This is a genomic window from Streptomyces sp. NPDC051214 (assembly GCF_040682375.1).
Lineage (GTDB): Bacteria > Actinomycetota > Actinomycetes > Streptomycetales > Streptomycetaceae > Streptomyces.
In genome coordinates this window covers 1-17559 of record NZ_JBFBAT010000030.1, presented here as the reverse complement: position 1 = coordinate 17559, position 17559 = coordinate 1, and the positions used below count along the sequence as shown (strand labels likewise).

The following is a 17559-nucleotide window of genomic DNA, read 5'->3' as shown; positions in this document are numbered from 1 at the left end:
CACCCCCCAGGTCATCGCTTCGACAGGGGGGACCAGCCATGCCGGGCCCGGAGGCCAGCGGCCCTCTTGCAGGACCGCGAAGAAGATAACGGGGGACACGCGCGGGAGGTGTCCACCCCGGCTTGTTGCCTACTCCGGGGCTGCTCCACCGTTCAGCGACGATGACTCCAGGTCGAACTCCCCGTCGCGCGCCCCAAGTACGAACGCGCGCCACTCCGCCTCGGTGTACCGCAAAACGGTTTCCGGTTCGATGGATGACCGCATGGCGACGGCGCCCTGGGGGAGGTACGCGATCTCGACGCGCTCCTCGTGCGCCTCGGTGCCCGGCGCGCTGTGCCACTCGACGCCGGAGATGTCGAGAGCGTAGAGCTCATCCTTCTCCCGCTCCTTGCGCGCCTTGATGTCCTGCTCGGACTCTTGGTCCCGTGCCTCGGCCATGGTGCAGCGGCCCCTTCCTGACGTGCCAACGGACGCTGAGCTCAGCCTACTTGGAGCGCTTGGGGGCGCACTCCGTATTCGTTCGCATGTGGTTGCGCGCCGGTCATACGGGCGGCTGGGCCTGAGGCCCGTCGGGACGGACATCCGGCACCACCGCGCGGTTGGCGGACCGCGGCACAACTCTCGAACGTGTTCGTTTGGCCCATTGCCTGGTTAGAGTTCATGAGGCCTTGGCAGGCTCCTTAGCCAGGCGCGCGGCACTCAGAACTCCCCAGCCACCAACCCCGTCTGCACCAACGGCTTCCCCCGCCTTCGTGAGACGAAGGTTCCCCGGCCCGTCGGCATCGGCCGCGGTCGTACGCCGCCCAGGATGTCGCCCTCGCCCGGGTCCCCGGCGAGCACCACACCCTGGGCGCCCAGCTCCTTCATCCGTTGCATGAACGGCTCGTACGCCGCGCGTCCCGCCCCCGCTGACGACCGCGCGATGATGAAGCGGACGCCCACGTCGCGGGCGAAGGGGAGCAGTTCGGTGAGCAGGCCCAGTGGGTTGCCGCTGGATGTGGACACCAGGTCGTAGTCGTCGACGACCACGTAGACCGTCGGGCCTCGCCACCAGCTTCGGTCGCGGAGCTGCTGTGCGGTGACGTCGGCCGTGGGCGTGCGGCGGTTCATCAGGTCGGCCAGGGCCGTCATGTGGTGATCCATGGCGTTGGACATGGGGATGTACTCCGCCAGGTGCGATGCCGGGGTCACGTCGAGGAGGGAGCGGCGGTTGTCGACCACGAAGAGCTTGCAGTCGTCGCCGCTGTAGCGCTCGGTGAGGCGGGTGATCAGCAGGCGCAGCAGGTTCGACTTGCCCGATTCGCTCTCCCCGAAGACGAGGAAGAACGGGTCCTGCTCGAAGTCCACGAAGACCGGTTCGAGGTTGGTCTCGTCGAGGGCGAAGGACACGCCCCGGTCCGGGAAGACGTGGCCCGGCGGCAACTGCTCGGAGGGAAGTTCCCTCGGCAGCAGACGGACCGCCGGCGCGCCCGCCCCCGTCCAGTGGCGGGTCACCTCGGCCGTCAGGGCGGACGTGGCATCGGCGAGGTCGGTGTCGGACGAGGCGCCGTCGATGCGCGGGACCGCTGCCATGAAGTGCTGTTTCTGCGGGGACTGACCCCGGCCGGGCACCCCTGCGGGCACGTTGGCGGCGACCTTGCGGTCGATCTCCGAATCCATGGTGTCGCCGAGGCGCAGTTCGAGGCGATTCATGAGGTGGTCCTTGAGGTTCGAGCGGACCTCCATCGACCTCGACGCACTGAGGATCAGGTGGACGCCGTAGCCGAGGCCACGCGCCGCGATGTCCAGGACCGCGGGCTCCAGACCCTCGTACTCCGAGCGGAAGTTGCCCCACCCGTCGATGATCAGGAAGACATCACCCCAGGGCTGATCGGTGACCGAGATGTCGCCGCGAGCCCTGCGCGACCGGAAGTCGGCGATCGAGGGGATGCCGGACGTACGGAAGTACTCCTCGCGACGCGTCATCACGCCGTACACCTCGGAGACCGTACGCCGCACCCGCTCGGGGTCCAGGCGTGACGCGACGCCGCCCACGTGGGGGAGCCCGGCCACGGCCGCCATTCCGCCGCCGCCGAAGTCCAGTCCGTAGAGCTGCACTTCATGGGGGGTGTGCGTGAGGGCGAATGAGGCCATCAGCGAGCGCAGCATGGTCGACTTGCCCGACTGCGGACCGCCGACGATCTGCATGTGGCCCGCCGCGCCCGAGAAGTCGCACCACAGTGGGTCACGGCGCTGCTCGTACGGCTTGTCGACCAAGCCGAGGGGGACGACGAGCCGCCCCGCTCCCTCATAACCCGGCTGCGTCAATCCCCGCCCCGGAACGGCGGTGAGCCCCGGAAGCAACTGGTCCAGGGACGGCGGGCTGTCCAGCGGCGGCAGCCACACCTGATGGGCCGCCGGGCCCTGTGATTCCAGGCGGCGCACGATCACGTCGAGGACGGTGTCGGCCAGCGCGTCGTCCGGGTCCGTCGCCGACCGCGTACGCGGCTCCGGCACCGTCGCAGCCGCGGCATAGCGCACGGGGACCTCGGCGGCCGTGAACAGCACGGGGCGGCGGTCCACCGGGCGCGGCCCGCCCAGCGCCGCGGCCTGCTGCGAACCCGAGCGGTACGTCCCGGAGACGTACGCCGCCTTGAAACGCACCATCTCGTCCGTGCCGTACTTCAGATAGCCGGAGCCGGGCACGTTCGGCAACTGGTACGCGTCCGGGACCCCTAGCGCCGCGCGTGACTCGGCCGCGGAGAACGTACGCAGGCCGACGCGGTACGAAAGGTAGGTCTCCAGGCCGCGCAGCCGGCCCTCCTCAAGGCGCTGCGACGCAAGCAGCAGATGCACGCCGAGCGAGCGGCCGATGCGGCCGATCTGCACGAACATCTCGATGAAGTCGGGCTTCGAGGTGAGGAGTTCGCTGAACTCGTCGATGACAAGGACGAGGGACGGGATCGGCTGGAGCGGGGCGCCGGCCGCGCGCGCCTTCTCGTAGTCGTGGATGTTCGCGTAGTTGCCCGAGTCGCGTAGCAGTTCCTGACGGCGGTTGAGTTCGCCGCGGATGGAGTCGCCCATACGGTCGACGAGCGTCAGGTCGTCGGCGAGGTTGGTGATCACGGCGGCGACGTGCGGCATCTGGGCCATACCCGCGAAGGTGGCACCGCCCTTGAAGTCGGCGAGGACGAAGTTCAGGTTCTCCGAGGAGTGGGTGACGGCGAGGCCGAGCACCAGCGTGCGCAGCAGCTCCGACTTGCCGGAACCGGTCGCCCCGACACACAGGCCGTGCGGGCCCATGCCCTCCTGTGCCGCCTCCTTGAGGTCCAGCATCACGGGGCGGCCGTCCTCGCCGACGCCGATCGGTACGCGCAACCGCTCCGTCTGCGCGCGCGGGCGCCAGGTCCGGGCCGTGTCGACCGAGTTCGCGTCACCCAGGCTCAGCAGATCCGTGAACTCGAGATTGGCCAGGAGCGGCTCGTCGTCGTCACCGCCCGATGCCACGCGCAGTGGGGCCAGCTGCCGGGCCAGCGCCTCCGCGGCCGCATAGGAGAGGAGATCGGGCGTGCCCTCGTACACCAGGCCGTGCCCGGATTCGATGCGCAGCGCTTTCGGCTGCACGACGAGGGACAACCCGCCGCGCGCGCCAGTTAGTTCCCCCGGCACGACCTCCAGGACTGTCACTCCCTGCAGCCCCTCCGGGGAGGCGAGGACCGACGTGGGAGGCAGTGACAGGCCATCGAGCACGACGACGATGTGCGGCTCATCCGGCAGATGAGTCCCACCGGGGTGGAAACGGGGGCGGCCCTGCAGCCGGGCGGAGAGCATCGCCTTGAGCTCCATCGGGTCACCGGTGATCAGGCGTCGGCTGCCCGCGCCATCAGCGGTGCCTTGCGTCTGGCAGTGCGGGAGCCACTTGGACCACTCCCACTCCGGGGCGGCCGTCCGGCCGACCGCGACCGCGATCACCAGGTCCTGGGGGGAGTGCAGCGAAGCAAGGGAGCCGGTCAGAGCGCGGGCCGCACCCCGCACCGTGCCGGGGTCTCCGCTGACCGTCACGTGGTAAAAGGCCCGCAGAGAGACCGCCATCGGCAGGTCCTCCAGCGTGCTGTGCGCGGCGAGGAAGCGCTGCATCGCACCCGCGGTGAGCGGTTCCAGTTCGTCCACCGGAGCGGTCTGCGGCGGCACGAGAGGCGTGGCGAGTGCCTGCGGACCGAGCCCGACGCGGACCTGCCCGAAGTCCTCGTCCCCAGCGCGGCGTTCCCAGACACGGCTGCCCTCGGCGACCAGGGCCCACAACTGCTCGGGTGAGGGGTGGAGGTAGTACTGCGCGTCACGCTGAGCCTTGGCGGTGTCCAGGGCCTGCCGCCGGGTCTGCTTGAGGTACCGCAGGTAGTCACGCCGCATGGTGGCCAACTCGCCCTGCGTCCCGCGCCGGTACCGGATCAGCATCGCGATGGACATGGCCACCGTCGAGGCGACCATCACCATGCCCATGATCTTCATGAACGGATGCGAACTGGGCATGAAGAAGAACACCACGGAGCCGCCCATGCCCAGCATGGGAAGAAGCTGCATCATCGCGCCCTCCTGCTGCCCACGCGGCAGCTCGGGCGGAGGCTGCAGCACGATCTCCTCGGTGGGCACGTGGGACGGCAGAGCCCGAGGTGGGCGCTTCACGACGATGTGGCTCACTACGCACCAATTCCCTGACAGGGCCGAGGTGTTCCGTCCGCCGCCCCGTTTCAGGCGGACGCAGGCCGCTGTGTGATCCTACTGATACAGGTGGTGACCGGTCGGCGGTAGGGTGCCGATGTGCGCGTGAGCACCTGCTAATCCGGCCGAAGACGCATCCGGTCAACCGGGCGATGAATCAGCGCATTTAGCGGTATGTGGTGAGGGCCGCCGCCAAGAACCGGCCAGCCGGACCTGATTGCGCCGCGACGCACCGTGTGATGCGGCACAGTCGGCGGACACATCGAGTCGGCGGCACGAGCACCACTGCCGCGTGCGTGGCATCAGCGCCACCGGCGCGCACGCGACACCAGCACTGATGACATCTCCATCAGGACCATCAGCATGAGGGGGAGCAGCAAGGTGAGCATGACGGCCTCCGCGACGGCCACCGGAACGGGACGGCCCGGCCAGGGAACGCCTCCGGGGACTCCTTCCGGGAACGGCACCGGATTCGGCTTCTGCCGCGTCACCATCGTCGCGCCCGACAGCCGGATCGACGTGGCGCTGCCCGATGACATCCCGGTCGCCGACATCTACCCGGAGATCCTGCGCCTCTCCCGGCAGAGCCCCGCCGAAGGCGCCCCCGTCGGCTACCACCTCGTACGCCGCGACGGCGCCGTGCTCGACAGCGCACGCTCCTTCTCTGCGCAGCGCATCCTCGACGGCGAGCTCCTCACCCTGCGCCCGTTCTCGGAATCGCTGCCGCCCGCCGTCTTCGACGACGTCTCCGAGGCCATCGCCTCCGCGGTGACGCGTGACCGCACGCTGTGGAACGGCGGCCTGACGCGGGTGGCCGGGCTCGTCGGCGGCGCCGTCCTGTCGGCGCTCATCGCCTTCGTGGCCTGGACCGCGGAACCCCGCCACGACATGCACAGCCTCCCGGGGATCTTGGCAGCCGTCGCGGGCCTGCTGCTTCTCACACTCGCCTGCGTGCGTGCGCGAATCTACGACGACCGCGCCTCGGCCGTCGCGCTCGGCCTGGGCGCCCTCCCGAACGTGGCGGTGGCAGGCTCCGGACTGCTGCCCCTGACCGAGCACCAGGGCATCGGCAGGCTCCAGTTCCTGCTTGCCTGCGCGGCCGTGCTCATCGCCTCGGTGATCCTCACCCTGGTGTCACCGCGCGGGGACGGCCCGTTCGTCGCCTTCGTCGTCGCCTCCTCCGTCGGCCTGCTCACGGTGTTCCTCGCGACGCTCTGGAACCTGGAGCCGATCGAGACCGCGGCGCTGTGCGCGCCCCTGGCCGTGGGGGCGCTCGCCTTCCTGCCGGGTCTGTCCATGCGGTTCGCGCGGCTGCCCATCGGCTTCGAGTCGCCGCACGCCGCGCGCTACGAGTACGACGCCGAGCCGGAGCCGCAGGAGCCGATCGACGCCGAACGGATCGCCGCCCAGGCCCGCCGCGGTCACGAACTGCTCGTCGGCCTGGTGGGCGGCTGCGCCCTGGTCTCCGTCGGATCCGCGGCGGTACTCGGCTTCTGCGACGATGTATGGGGTCAGCTGCTGGCCCTCGCCACCGGCATCGCGATGCTGATGCGCGCCCAGCTGTTCCGGTACACGGCGCAGGTCACGGCCACGCTGGCCGCCGGCCTCGGGGCCCTGGTGCTGCTCGGACTCGGTCTCTGCGTCAATCCGCCGCACGCGCTGATGCGTGATGCGCTGCACGGCGACAACGCAGCTCTCAATGTCCGGACGCTGTGGCTGATCGCCGCGATCGCGGCGGCCTCCGCACTGGTCACGACCATAGGCTTGATCACGTCGCGCCGAGGAGGTACCACCCCCTTCTGGGGACGCTTCACCGAAATCGCGGAGGGCTTCGTCCTGCTGACGCTGGTCCCGCTGACCCTGGCCGTCTTCGACGTCTACGCGGCAGCACGGGCCATGACCGGCTGACCCAGCCGACTGGTACCCTATGAAGCGGCCGTATGTGTACGCGCCCCCGGACCCCAAGGTCGAGGCTCATCGAGACTCCGACCAAGGACCTGGAGGCAGCCCCCAGCGGACCTAGCCACCCGAGTCATGGAAGCTCCCCTGCGATGTAGACCAGGGGCACTCGGTGGCCACGAAAAGACTACGAGGAGTAAGCGTGTCGCTCGACGCCGCTACGAAGAAGCAGATCATGACCGAGTTCGGCCAGAAGGAGGGCGACACCGGCTCCCCCGAGGTCCAGGTCGCCATGCTCTCGCGCCGTATCTCGGACCTGACCGAGCACCTCAAGACCCACAAGCACGACCACCACTCCCGTCGTGGTCTGCTGATCCTGGTCGGTCAGCGCCGCCGTCTGCTGCAGTACCTGGCCAAGAAGGACATCAAGCGCTTCCGTGCGCTGGTGGACCGTCTGGGCATCCGTCGCGGTGCGGCGGGCGCCAAGTAAGACATCGTGAAGGGGGCGGTTCCCACGCAAGAGGGGACCGCTCCCTTTGCCGTATGCGGGTTGCCGTATGCGGGGTCGTTGTACGCGAGATCAAGCGTGACGCCCGCATGCTCTACGTGCGAAGTGTCACCGGCGCTTTGTAGTCTGGTCGCACAACGTCATACGCACACCCCTCATCGGACTGGGCAGAATCGGACTGCACGGTTCATGGACGTAACGGCGTCGCACAAGCGACGAGACGACGTCACACCGAACGAGGGGAAGCGCACCTCAAGGAAAGCCGCCGCCGGTCCTCGGTAGTGGCCCCCGGGTAGGACCCGGGTGCTTCGATCGAAGACCGGCCCGCACCAGCAGGATGCGCTTCTCCACCACCGTCCCCGTGCCACACGGGCAGAGGGGACGAAAGACGACAAGTAACGGAGAAATTGCTAGTGGAGAACGAGACCCACTACGCCGAGGCTGTTATCGACAACGGCACTTTCGGCACCCGCACCATCCGCTTCGAGACGGGCCGCCTGGCCAAGCAGGCCGCAGGCTCCGCCGTCGCGTACCTGGACGACGACACCATGGTGCTGTCGGCCACCACCGCTTCCAAGCGGCCCAAGGACCAGCTCGACTTCTTCCCCCTCACGGTGGACGTCGAGGAGCGGCAGTACGCCGCCGGCAAGATCCCCGGTTCGTTCTTCCGTCGTGAGGGCCGTCCCTCCGAGGACGCGATCCTGACCTGCCGCCTGATCGACCGCCCGCTGCGTCCTTCCTTCAAGAAGGGCCTGCGCAACGAGATCCAGATCGTCGAGACGATCATGGCGCTCAACCCCGACCACCTGTACGACGTGGTCGCGATCAACGCCGCCTCCTGCTCCACGCAGCTGGCCGGCCTGCCCTTCTCGGGCCCGATCGGCGGCACGCGCGTGGCGCTCATCAAGGGCCAGTGGGTCGCCTTCCCGACGCACACCGAGCTCGAGGACGCCGTCTTCGACATGGTCGTCGCCGGTCGCGTCCTCGAGGACGGCGACGTCGCGATCATGATGGTCGAGGCCGAGGCCACCGAGAAGACCATCCAGCTGGTGAAGGACGGCGCCGAGGCCCCGACCGAAGAGGTCGTCGCCGCCGGTCTGGAAGCCGCGAAGCCCTTCATCAAGGCCCTCTGCAAGGCCCAGTCGGACCTCGCCGCCAAGGCCGCCAAGCCCACCGGTGAGTTCCCGGTCTTCCTGGACTACCAGGACGACGTCCTGGAGGCCCTCACCGCCGCCGTGAAGTCGGAGCTCTCCCAGGCCCTGACCATCGCCGGCAAGCAGGAGCGCGAGGCCGAGCTGGACCGCGTCAAGGAGATCGCCTCCGAGAAGCTGCTCCCGCAGTTCGAGGGCCGCGAGAAGGAGATCTCCGGTGCCTACCGCGCGCTGACCAAGAAGCTGGTTCGCGAGCGCGTCATCAAGGACAAGGTCCGCATCGACGGCCGTGGCGTCACGGACATCCGTACGCTCGCCGCCGAGGTCGAGGCCATCCCGCGCGTGCACGGCTCGGCGCTGTTCGAGCGTGGCGAGACCCAGATCCTGGGCGTCACCACCCTCAACATGCTCCGTATGGAGCAGCAGCTCGACACCCTTTCGCCGGTGACGCGCAAGCGCTACATGCACAACTACAACTTCCCGCCGTACTCGGTCGGCGAGACCGGCCGCGTCGGTTCGCCGAAGCGCCGCGAGATCGGTCACGGCGCGCTCGCCGAGCGCGCGATCGTGCCGGTGCTCCCCTCGCGCGAGGAGTTCCCGTACGCGATCCGTCAGGTCTCCGAGGCCCTCGGTTCCAACGGCTCGACGTCCATGGGCTCGGTCTGCGCCTCGACGATGTCGCTGCTGAACGCCGGTGTGCCGCTGAAGGCCGCCGTCGCCGGTATCGCCATGGGTCTGATCTCCCAGGAGATCGACGGCCAGACGCACTACGTCGCCCTCACCGACATCCTCGGTGCGGAGGACGCGTTCGGCGACATGGACTTCAAGGTCGCCGGCACGAAGCAGTTCGTGACCGCGCTCCAGCTCGACACCAAGCTCGACGGCATCCCCGCCTCGGTCCTGGCCGCCGCGCTGAAGCAGGCCCGTGACGCGCGTCTGCACATCCTGGACGTGATGAACGAGGCGATCGACGTTCCGGACGAGATGTCCCCGAACGCGCCGCGCATCATCACCGTCAAGATCCCGGTGGACAAGATCGGTGAGGTCATCGGCCCGAAGGGCAAGATGATCAACCAGATCCAGGAGGACACCGGCGCCGACATCACGATCGAGGACGACGGCACCATCTACATCGGTGCCGCCCAGGGCTCGCAGGCCGAGGCCGCCCGCGCCACGATCAACGGCATCGCCAACCCGACCATGCCGGAGGTCGGCGAGCGCTACCTGGGCACCGTCGTGAAGACGACGACCTTCGGCGCGTTCGTCTCGCTCATGCCGGGCAAGGACGGTCTGCTGCACATCTCGCAGATCCGCAAGCTCGCCGGCGGCAAGCGCGTGGAGAACGTCGAGGACGTCGTCGGCGTGGGCCAGAAGGTCCAGGTCGAGATCGCCGAGATCGACTCCCGCGGCAAGCTCTCCCTCATCCCCGTCATCGAGGGCGAAGAGGGCGACGAAACGAAGGACGACACCGACAAGTGACGTCGCGTAGCACCACGACGACGGCCCGCCCCTCTTCGGAGGGGCGGGCCGTCGCCCGTACCCAAACCCTCCTCAAGGGCAAGGACGGCATCGGCACGGTCCGCCGTACGACGCTGCCGGGCGGCCTCCGTGTCGTCACCGAAACCCTGCCCTCCGTACGCTCGGCGACCTTCGGGATCTGGGCGAACGTCGGATCCCGCGACGAGACGCCGTCCCTGAACGGCGCCACGCACTACTTGGAGCACCTGCTCTTCAAGGGCACCAAGAAGCGCAGCGCCCTCGACATCTCGGCCGCGCTCGACGCGGTCGGCGGCGAGATGAACGCGTTCACGGCGAAGGAGTACACGTGCTACTACGCACGCGTGCTCGACACCGACCTGCCGCTCGCCATCGACGTCGTCTGCGACATGCTGACGGGCTCCCTGATCCTCCAGGAGGACGTCGACGCCGAGCGCGGCGTCATCCTCGAAGAGATCGCGATGACCGAGGACGACCCGGGCGACTGCGTGCACGACCTGTTCGCGCACACGATGCTCGGCGACACCCCCCTCGGCCGCCCGGTCCTCGGCACCGAGGAGACGGTCAACGCCCTCACCGCCGAGCGGATCCGCCGCTTCTACAAGAAGCACTACGACCCGACCCACCTCGTGGTCGCGGCCGCGGGCAACGTGGATCACAACAAGGTCGTACGTCAGGTCCGTGCCGCCTTCGAGAAGGCGGGCGCCCTGGGCCGCGCCGACGCCACCCCGGTCGCCCCGCGCCAGGGCTCGCGCAGTCTGCGCACGGCCGGCCGCGTCGAGGTCGTCAACCGCAAGACCGAGCAGGCCCACGTCATCCTCGGCATGCCGGGCCTGGCCCGCACCGACGAGCGCCGCTGGGCCATGGGCGTCCTGAACACCGCGCTCGGCGGCGGCATGTCGTCACGCCTCTTCCAGGAGGTCCGGGAGAAGCGCGGCCTGGCCTACAGCGTGTACTCGTACACGTCGGGCTTCGCCGACACCGGCCTCTTCGGCGTGTACGCGGGCTGCCGCCCGAGCCAGGTGCACGACGTGCTGAAGATCTGCCGCGACGAGCTCGACCAGGTCGCGGAGCACGGCCTGTCGGACGACGAGATCGCACGCGCGATCGGGCAGCTCGCGGGCTCCACGGTCCTCGGCCTCGAGGACACCGGCGCGCTGATGAACCGTATCGGCAAGAGCGAGCTGTGCTGGGGCGAGCAGATGTCGGTCGACGACATGCTGGCCAAGATCGCGGCCGTCACCCCGGACGACGTCCGTGAGGTCGCCCGTGAGGTCCTCGGCCACCGTCCCTCGCTGTCGGCCATCGGCCCGCTCAAGGACAAGCAGGCCGCCCGCCTGCACGAAGCGGTCTCCTAGGCCCTCAGCGGTCTCCGCACTCCCTTACTCCCTTAAGGAATCAGGCACATGAGCAAGCTGCGCGTGGCGGTCATCGGAGCCAAGGGCCGGATCGGCTCCGAGGCCGTCCGAGCCGTCGAAGCCACCGACGACCTGGAACTGGTCGCCGCGCTCGGCCGGGGCGACTCGCTGGACACGCTGGTGGAGACCGGCGCCCAGGTCGCGGTCGAACTGACCAACCCCGACTCGGTGATGGACAACCTGGACTTCTGCGTACGGCACGGGATCCACGCCGTGGTCGGTACGACGGGCTGGACCGACGACCGCGTCGCGCAGTTGGAGACCGCCCTTGCCGCATCGCCGAAGACGGGCGTCCTGATCGCCCCGAACTTCTCCATCGGCGCGGTCCTCACCATGAAGTTCGCGCAGATCGCGGCGCCGTACTTCGAGTCCGTCGAGGTCGTCGAGCTGCACCACCCGAACAAGGCCGACGCCCCCAGCGGCACCGCCACGCGCACCGCCCAGCTCATCGCCGAGGCGCGCCGCGAAGCGGGCAGCGCCCCGCAGCCGGACGCCACGACGACCGCGCTCGACGGCGCCCGTGGCGCGGACGTCGACGGCGTGCCGGTGCACTCCGTGCGCCTGCGCGGCCTCCTGGCCCACCAGGAGGTGCTGCTCGGCGGCGAGGGCGAGACACTCACCGTCCGGCACGACTCGCTGCACCACAGCAGCTTCATGCCGGGCATCCTGCTCGGCGTACGCCGTGTGGTGAGCACTCCGGGCCTGACGTTCGGCCTGGAACACTTCCTGGACCTGAACTGACACGGACCGGCTGACCCACATGCGAGCAAAGATCACTTACGCCGTCACGGCTGCCGTCCTGGTCGTCTACTTCGTCCTGGTCGGCAGCCGCGGCGTGCTCCTGATACAGCACGGCACCGCGCTCACCGTCACCTTCGGTGCCGCGGTGCTCATCCTGCCGTTCATCGGCGTCTGGTTCCTCTGGAAGAACACGCAGTTCGTCCAGCGCGCCAACCGTCTCGCCGCCGAGCTCGAGGCCGAAGGCGGCCTGCCCGTCGACGAGTTGAAGCGCACGCCCGGCGGCCGCATCGACCGCGACTCGGCCGACGAGGTCTTCGCCCGGCGCAAGGCCGAGACCGAGGACTCGCCCGACGACTGGCGCTGCTGGTTCCGCCTGGCCGTCGCCTATCACGACGCCCGGGACACCCCGCGCGCGCGGCAGGCGATGCAGCGCGCGATCGCGCTGCACGCGGGCAGGCCGGTGAACGTCTAGCGGCTCGGATCAGGCGGTACGGCGGTATTCGTCCGCCCAGACCTCGATGGAGTCGGCCGCCCGGTTGAACGCCTCGTAGCGCGCCAGGAAGTCGGCGTTGCGGTCGGTGAGCAACTGCTGCTGCGCCTCGGCCGGCTGATCCCGGCGTACGAGGACGAGTGCCTGCCCCTGCACGGTGCGGGGCAGCCCGAGCCACCGCACGGGCTGCTGTGTCGTACGCACCGTCACGACCTGCGCCCACGGCACGGTCTGCGTCGTCAGGAAAGCCACACGACGCAGTCCGTGCGCGCTCACCCAGGTGCCCATCCGCAGCAGCCGCAGCGCGCTCACGATGATGGCCACGGCGAGCGCCGCGCAGATCGCGGCACCCGCCAGTGAGTCCGCGAACGCGATGATGACGGCGGCGACGAGGACGTACGAGGCGAGCAGCAGGAGCAGCGCGGCCGCCCCCACCCGCCACGGGCCCGGCCGATAGGGCCGGCGCCAGTGATCGCGGTCGTCGAACGGCAGCGCGGCGTCGTCCGCTGACTCGTCAAAGGCGCGGTCCGCCGTCAGGAAGGGCAGGGGCACGACTGAATCCTCACTCGATCCACGCACGGGCTGTGCCCGGTGAGGCTACCGAGCCCTGCTCCCGCCGACCACCTTTGGGGGGCCATGGGGGTACCTCCCACGCTTTCAGGGCAGTGGGGGTGCGTCAGGGCGTCATCGACCGTCCGACGCCTCTGACTGCTGGTTCTGCGCGGGCGACTGATCGGGTGACAGGGCGGGCATGCCGAACAGCAGGGAACCCGCGAGGCCGGCGACCACGACCAGGCCGACCAGGGTGCGGCCCACGACCTGAGCGGCCGAGGCACGCTCTCGGGGTGGGGGAGTGACATTGCTGCGGAACTTGTCGGCTTCGGCGATGAAGGCGAACGGGACGGGCTCGCGCCGACGGAACATGGGGTGCGTTTCTCCTCACGCGACTCGAACTTAACTCTGTTGTCCAGATAGACGCTCGAAACGGCCAATTGGTGCCCGGTTTCGCCAAATTCGCCGAAGATTGTCGTGGCGGGCCACCGGACGGCCGATTGTCGGTGCCGGGCCATAGAGTGGGCGCCGCCCGAGTGATGCACATGGAAGGACCCCGCCAGTGAGCGAGACCCCCACCGAAGACCTCAAGCCCAGCTTCCGCAGCGAGGTCACCGTCGAGTTGGTGAAGCATGCCGCGACCGACTCCGACGTCCTGTGGGCCGCCCGCGTCTCCACTGCCGGTGAGCAGTCCCTGGAGGAGCTCCAGAAGGACCCCGAGCGCTCCAAGGGCCTGATCAACTACCTGATGCGGGACCGCCACGGCAGTCCCTTCGAGCACAACTCGATGACGTTCTTCATCAGCGCCCCGATCTTCGTCTTCCGCGAGTTCATGCGGCACCGCGTGGGCTGGTCGTACAACGAGGAATCGGGCCGCTACAGGGAGCTCCAGCCGACGTTCTACGTCCCTGACGAGTCCCGCAAGCTGGTCCAGGAAGGCCGCCCCGGGAAGTACGTCTTCGTGGAGGGCACCCAGGCCCAGCAGGAGCTCACGGGCCGCGTCATGGAGGACTCCTACCGCCAGGCGTACGAGGCGTATCAGGAGATGCTCGCCGCCGGCGTGGCCCGCGAAGTCGCCCGCGCGGTCCTGCCGGTCGGCCTCTTCTCGTCGATGTACGCGACGTGCAACGCCCGTTCGCTGATGCACTTCCTCGGCCTGCGCACGCAGCACGAGCTCGCCAAGGTCCCGTCCTTCCCGCAGCGGGAGATCGAGATGGTCGGCGAGAAGATGGAGGAGCAGTGGGCCAAGCTCATGCCCCTCACCCATGCGGCGTTCAATGCCAATGGACGTGTGGCTCCGTAAGGCACTGATGTACGGGTGGGCTGAGTGAGGTGTCCGTATTGCGGCATTTCGAGAAGTTCATCTAGCCTGATCAAACGGACCCGGCACTGCTTGAACCCCCGAGCAGGCAGTGCCGGGCTCCTCACTTGTCAGGTCCGCACACATCCCCCGAGGGGGGACCACGCGCTGAGCAGCGAGTAGCGTGTTACCCATGGCTCCGACCTCCACTCCGCAGACCCCCTTCGGCAGGGTCCTCACCGCTATGGTCACGCCCTTCACGGCGGACGGCGCACTCGACCTCGACGGCGCGCAGCAGCTCGCCGCCCACTTGGTGGACGCAGGCAACGACGGCCTCGTCATCAACGGCACCACGGGTGAGTCGCCGACCACCAGCAACGCGGAGAAAGCCGATCTCGTACGAGCCGTGGTGGAAGCAGTCGGAGACCGCGCCCACGTCGTGGCGGGCGTCGGCACGAACGACACCCGCCACAGCATCGAGCTCGCCCGCGACGCCGAGCGTGTCGGCGCCACCGGCCTCCTGACGGTCACGCCGTACTACAACAAGCCCCCGCAGGAGGGCCTCCTCCGGCACTTCACCGCGATCGCCGACAGCACCGAGCTGCCGGTCATGCTCTACGACATCCCCGGCCGCAGCGGCGTACCGATCAACACCGAGACGATCGTCCGCCTCGCCCACCACCCCCGGATCGTCGCCAACAAGGACGCCAAGGGCGACCTCGGCCGCGCCAGCTGGGCCATCGCCCGCTCCGGCCTCGCCTGGTACTCCGGCGACGACATGCTGAACCTCCCGCTGCTCTCCGTGGGCGCCTGCGGCTTCGTCTCCGTCGTCAGCCACGTGGTCACGCCGGAGCTGCGCGCGATGATCGACGCGTACACCACGGGTGACGTGCAGAAGGCCACCGAGATCCACCAGAAGCTGCTCCCGGTCTTCACCGGCATGTTCCGTACGCAGGGTGTGATCACCACCAAGGCGGCGCTCACCCTGCAGGGCCGCCCCGCGGGCCCGCTGCGGCTGCCCCTGGTCGAGCTGTCGCACGACGAGACGGCCCAGCTCAAGATCGACCTCGCCGCCGGCGGGGTACAGCTCTGACCACAGACTTCACAACTGAATACGCGAAACACCGCGGGACACCGATCAACGCCGTCCTGCACCCACACCAAACAACTGCTACTGCACGAACGTCATGCGCGCCACGTGCCCCGGAGGTACGTGGCGCGTGTGGTGAGGAGAGTCTTTTGAGTCATCCGCATCCTGAACTCGGCGCCCCGCCGAAGCTCCCCAAGGGCGGCCTGCGGGTCACCCCGCTGGGCGGCCTCGGTGAGATCGGCCGCAACATGACCGTATTCGAGTACAACGGTCGCCTGCTGATCGTCGACTGCGGAGTGCTCTTCCCCGAGGAGGAGCAGCCCGGAATCGACCTGATCCTGCCGGACTTCACGTCCATCAGGGACCGCCTCGACGACATCGACGGCATCGTGCTCACGCACGGCCACGAGGACCACATCGGCGGTGTCCCCTATCTCCTTCGCGAGAAGCCGGACATCCCGCTGATCGGCTCCAAGCTGACCCTCGCGCTCATCGAGGCGAAGCTCCAGGAGCACCGCATCCGTCCGTACACGCTCGAGGTCGTCGAGGGCGACCGCGAGCGCCTGGGCCCGTTCGACTGCGAGTTCGTCGCGGTCAACCACTCCATCCCGGACGCCCTGGCCGTCGCCGTCCGCACCCCCGCGGGCATGGTGGTCGCCACCGGCGACTTCAAGATGGACCAGCTGCCGATGGACGGCCGCCTCACGGACCTGCACGCGTTCGCGCGGCTGAGCGAGGAGGGCATCGACCTCCTTCTCTCCGACTCGACGAACGCCGAGGTCCCGGGATTCGTCCCGCCGGAGCGCGACATCTCGAACGTGATCCGCGGCGTCTTCGCCGGCGCCCAGAAGCGGATCATCGTCGCCAGCTTCGCCAGCCACGTCCACCGCATCCAGCAGATCCTGGACGCCGCCCACGAGTACGGCCGCAGGGTCGCCTTCGTCGGCCGCTCCATGGTCCGCAACATGGGCATCGCGCGGGACCTCGGCTACCTCAAGGTCCCGCCGGGCCTCGTCGTCGACGTCAAGACGCTCGACGATCTGCCGGACCACGAGGTCGTGCTCGTCTGCACGGGCTCGCAGGGCGAGCCGATGGCCGCCCTCTCCCGGATGGCCAACCGCGACCACCAGATCCGCATCGTCCAGGGCGACACGGTGATCCTGGCGTCGTCGCTCATCCCCGGCAACGAGAACGCGGTCTACCGCGTGATCAACGGCCTGACCCGCTGGGGAGCCAACGTCGTCCACAAGGGCAACGCGAAGGTGCACGTCTCCGGTCACGCCTCGGCCGGCGAGCTCCTGTACTTCTACAACATCTGCAAGCCCAAGAACCTGATGCCGGTGCACGGCGAATGGCGCCACCTGCGTGCCAACGCCGAGCTGGGTGCCCTCACCGGCATCCCGCACGACCGCATCGTGATCGCCGAGGACGGCGTCGTCGTCGACCTCGTCGAGGGCAAGGCCAAGATCGTCGGCAAGGTCCAGGCCGGTTACGTGTACGTCGACGGCCTCTCCGTGGGCGATGTCGGCGAGCCCGCGCTGAAGGACCGCAGGATCCTCGGGGACGAGGGCATCATCTCGGTCTTCGTGGTGGTGGACTCCAGCACCGGCAAGATCACCGGGGGCCCGCACATCCAGGCCCGTGGCTCCGGCATCGAGGATTCGGCCTTCTCGGCAGTCATGCCGAGGGTCCAGGAGGTCCTCGAGAAGTCGGCCCAGGACGGTGTCGTCGAGCCCCACCAGCTGCAGCAACTCATCCGCCGCACGCTGGGCAAGTGGGTCTCGGACAACTACCGCCGACGACCGATGATCCTTCCCGTCGTCGTCGAGGTCTGACCCCGACACTGCGTGAACTAGGAGCGGGGCGCCTCGATTTGCATCGGGGCGCCCCGCTCCAGTACGTTTACGTCTCCGCCTCAGAGGGAAGCACCCGGCACTCACGTGCACGGAGCGACTCGAAGGGGGCGGGGGAATTCCGACTCAGAATCTCTGATAAAGTCGGAATCGCCGGAAAGGGAAACGCGAAAGCCGAAAGGCCGGAGCGGGAACCGGAAAGGCACCGAGGAAATCGGACACGAAAAAGTCTGATAGAGTCGGAAACGCAAGACAGCAAAACAAAACGAAACACCGAAGGGAAGCGCCCGGAGGAAAGCCCGAGAGGGTGAGTACAAAGGAAGCGTCCGTTCCTTGAGAACTCAACAGCGTGCCAAAAGTCA

13 protein-coding genes are annotated in these 17559 nt (G+C 68.6%); 9 read left to right on the top strand and 4 right to left on the bottom strand.

Annotated features, from left to right (window positions below):
• Positions 1-129 precede the first annotated feature (129 nt).
• Together AB0M70_RS42080 and eccCa are read right to left on the bottom strand one after the other, a co-directional pair.
• Positions 130-438, bottom strand: coding sequence for a DUF397 domain-containing protein (locus tag AB0M70_RS42080; RefSeq protein ID WP_365829160.1), 309 nt, complete (start codon positions 436-438; stop codon positions 130-132).
• Between the two features lie 261 nt (positions 439-699).
• Positions 700-4677 carry a type VII secretion protein EccCa gene (gene eccCa / locus AB0M70_RS42075; protein ID WP_365829158.1) on the bottom strand — a complete coding sequence of 1326 codons (3978 nt, stop codon included), beginning with the start codon at positions 4675-4677 and terminating at the stop codon, positions 700-702.
• Between the two features lie 384 nt (positions 4678-5061).
• Here eccCa and eccD point away from each other — a divergent pair, with 384 nt between their 5' ends.
• From eccD to AB0M70_RS42045, 6 genes are all read left to right on the top strand, one after another.
• Entirely contained in the window at positions 5062-6606 is a 1545-nt protein-coding gene (eccD, locus tag AB0M70_RS42070; RefSeq protein WP_365829156.1) for a type VII secretion integral membrane protein EccD, read from the top strand.
• Between the two features lie 193 nt (positions 6607-6799).
• The gene (rpsO, locus tag AB0M70_RS42065) at positions 6800-7087 is read left to right on the top strand and encodes a 30S ribosomal protein S15 (RefSeq protein WP_160507553.1); all 288 of its coding nucleotides are present in this window, start codon (positions 6800-6802) and stop codon (positions 7085-7087) included.
• Between the two features lie 431 nt (positions 7088-7518).
• Complete coding sequence (locus AB0M70_RS42060) at positions 7519-9735, top strand: polyribonucleotide nucleotidyltransferase (protein WP_365829154.1); 2217 nt, start codon at positions 7519-7521, stop codon at positions 9733-9735.
• Positions 9732-11111, top strand: a complete 1380-nt coding sequence (locus AB0M70_RS42055; protein ID WP_365829152.1) for a pitrilysin family protein — start codon at positions 9732-9734, stop codon at positions 11109-11111. The genes AB0M70_RS42060 and AB0M70_RS42055 overlap by 4 nt, the downstream gene beginning before the upstream one ends.
• Before the next feature lie 48 nt (positions 11112-11159).
• On the top strand, positions 11160-11912 hold the full coding sequence (dapB, locus tag AB0M70_RS42050) for a 4-hydroxy-tetrahydrodipicolinate reductase (protein WP_365829150.1): 753 nt from the start codon (positions 11160-11162) through the stop codon (positions 11910-11912).
• Between the two features lie 19 nt (positions 11913-11931).
• On the top strand, positions 11932-12384 hold the full coding sequence (locus AB0M70_RS42045) for a hypothetical protein (RefSeq protein WP_365829148.1): 453 nt from the start codon (positions 11932-11934) through the stop codon (positions 12382-12384).
• Positions 12385-12393: 9 nt separating this feature from the next.
• Here the strand turns inward: AB0M70_RS42045 and AB0M70_RS42040 are convergent, their stop codons facing one another.
• The gene (locus AB0M70_RS42040; RefSeq protein ID WP_365829146.1) at positions 12394-12954 is read right to left on the bottom strand and encodes a hypothetical protein; all 561 of its coding nucleotides are present in this window, start codon (positions 12952-12954) and stop codon (positions 12394-12396) included.
• Positions 12955-13086: 132 nt separating this feature from the next.
• The gene (locus AB0M70_RS42035) at positions 13087-13326 is read right to left on the bottom strand and encodes a hypothetical protein (RefSeq protein WP_160507559.1); all 240 of its coding nucleotides are present in this window, start codon (positions 13324-13326) and stop codon (positions 13087-13089) included.
• A gap of 190 nt (positions 13327-13516) precedes the next feature.
• Here AB0M70_RS42035 and thyX point away from each other — a divergent pair, with 190 nt between their 5' ends.
• The 3 genes from thyX to AB0M70_RS42020 all read left to right on the top strand — a co-directional run bounded on the left by thyX (position 13517) and on the right by AB0M70_RS42020 (position 17179).
• Entirely contained in the window at positions 13517-14257 is a 741-nt protein-coding gene (gene thyX, locus AB0M70_RS42030) for an FAD-dependent thymidylate synthase (RefSeq protein ID WP_363310590.1), read from the top strand.
• A 190-nt stretch (positions 14258-14447) separates the two neighbouring features.
• Positions 14448-15347 carry a 4-hydroxy-tetrahydrodipicolinate synthase gene (dapA, locus tag AB0M70_RS42025; RefSeq protein WP_365829143.1) on the top strand — a complete coding sequence of 300 codons (900 nt, stop codon included), beginning with the start codon at positions 14448-14450 and terminating at the stop codon, positions 15345-15347.
• Positions 15348-15493: 146 nt separating this feature from the next.
• Positions 15494-17179: a ribonuclease J gene (locus tag AB0M70_RS42020; protein WP_363212652.1), complete on the top strand. Its 1686-nt coding sequence runs from the start codon at positions 15494-15496 to the stop codon at positions 17177-17179.
• The last annotated feature ends 380 nt before the right edge of the window (positions 17180-17559 follow it).

What these genes read in the sequence shown, in the direction of transcription:
- AB0M70_RS42035 (WP_160507559.1), bottom strand. Translation starts at nt 13,326, where the DNA reads ATGTTCCGTCGGCGCGAGCCCGTCCCGTTCGCCTTCATCGCCGAAGCC.
- dapB (WP_365829150.1), top strand. Translation starts at nt 11,160, where the DNA reads ATGAGCAAGCTGCGCGTGGCGGTCATCGGAGCCAAGGGCCGGATCGGC.
- eccD (WP_365829156.1), top strand. Translation starts at nt 5,062, where the DNA reads ATGAGGGGGAGCAGCAAGGTGAGCATGACGGCCTCCGCGACGGCCACC.
- AB0M70_RS42080 (WP_365829160.1), bottom strand. Translation starts at nt 438, where the DNA reads ATGGCCGAGGCACGGGACCAAGAGTCCGAGCAGGACATCAAGGCGCGC.
- AB0M70_RS42045 (WP_365829148.1), top strand. Translation starts at nt 11,932, where the DNA reads ATGCGAGCAAAGATCACTTACGCCGTCACGGCTGCCGTCCTGGTCGTC.
- dapA (WP_365829143.1), top strand. Translation starts at nt 14,448, where the DNA reads ATGGCTCCGACCTCCACTCCGCAGACCCCCTTCGGCAGGGTCCTCACC.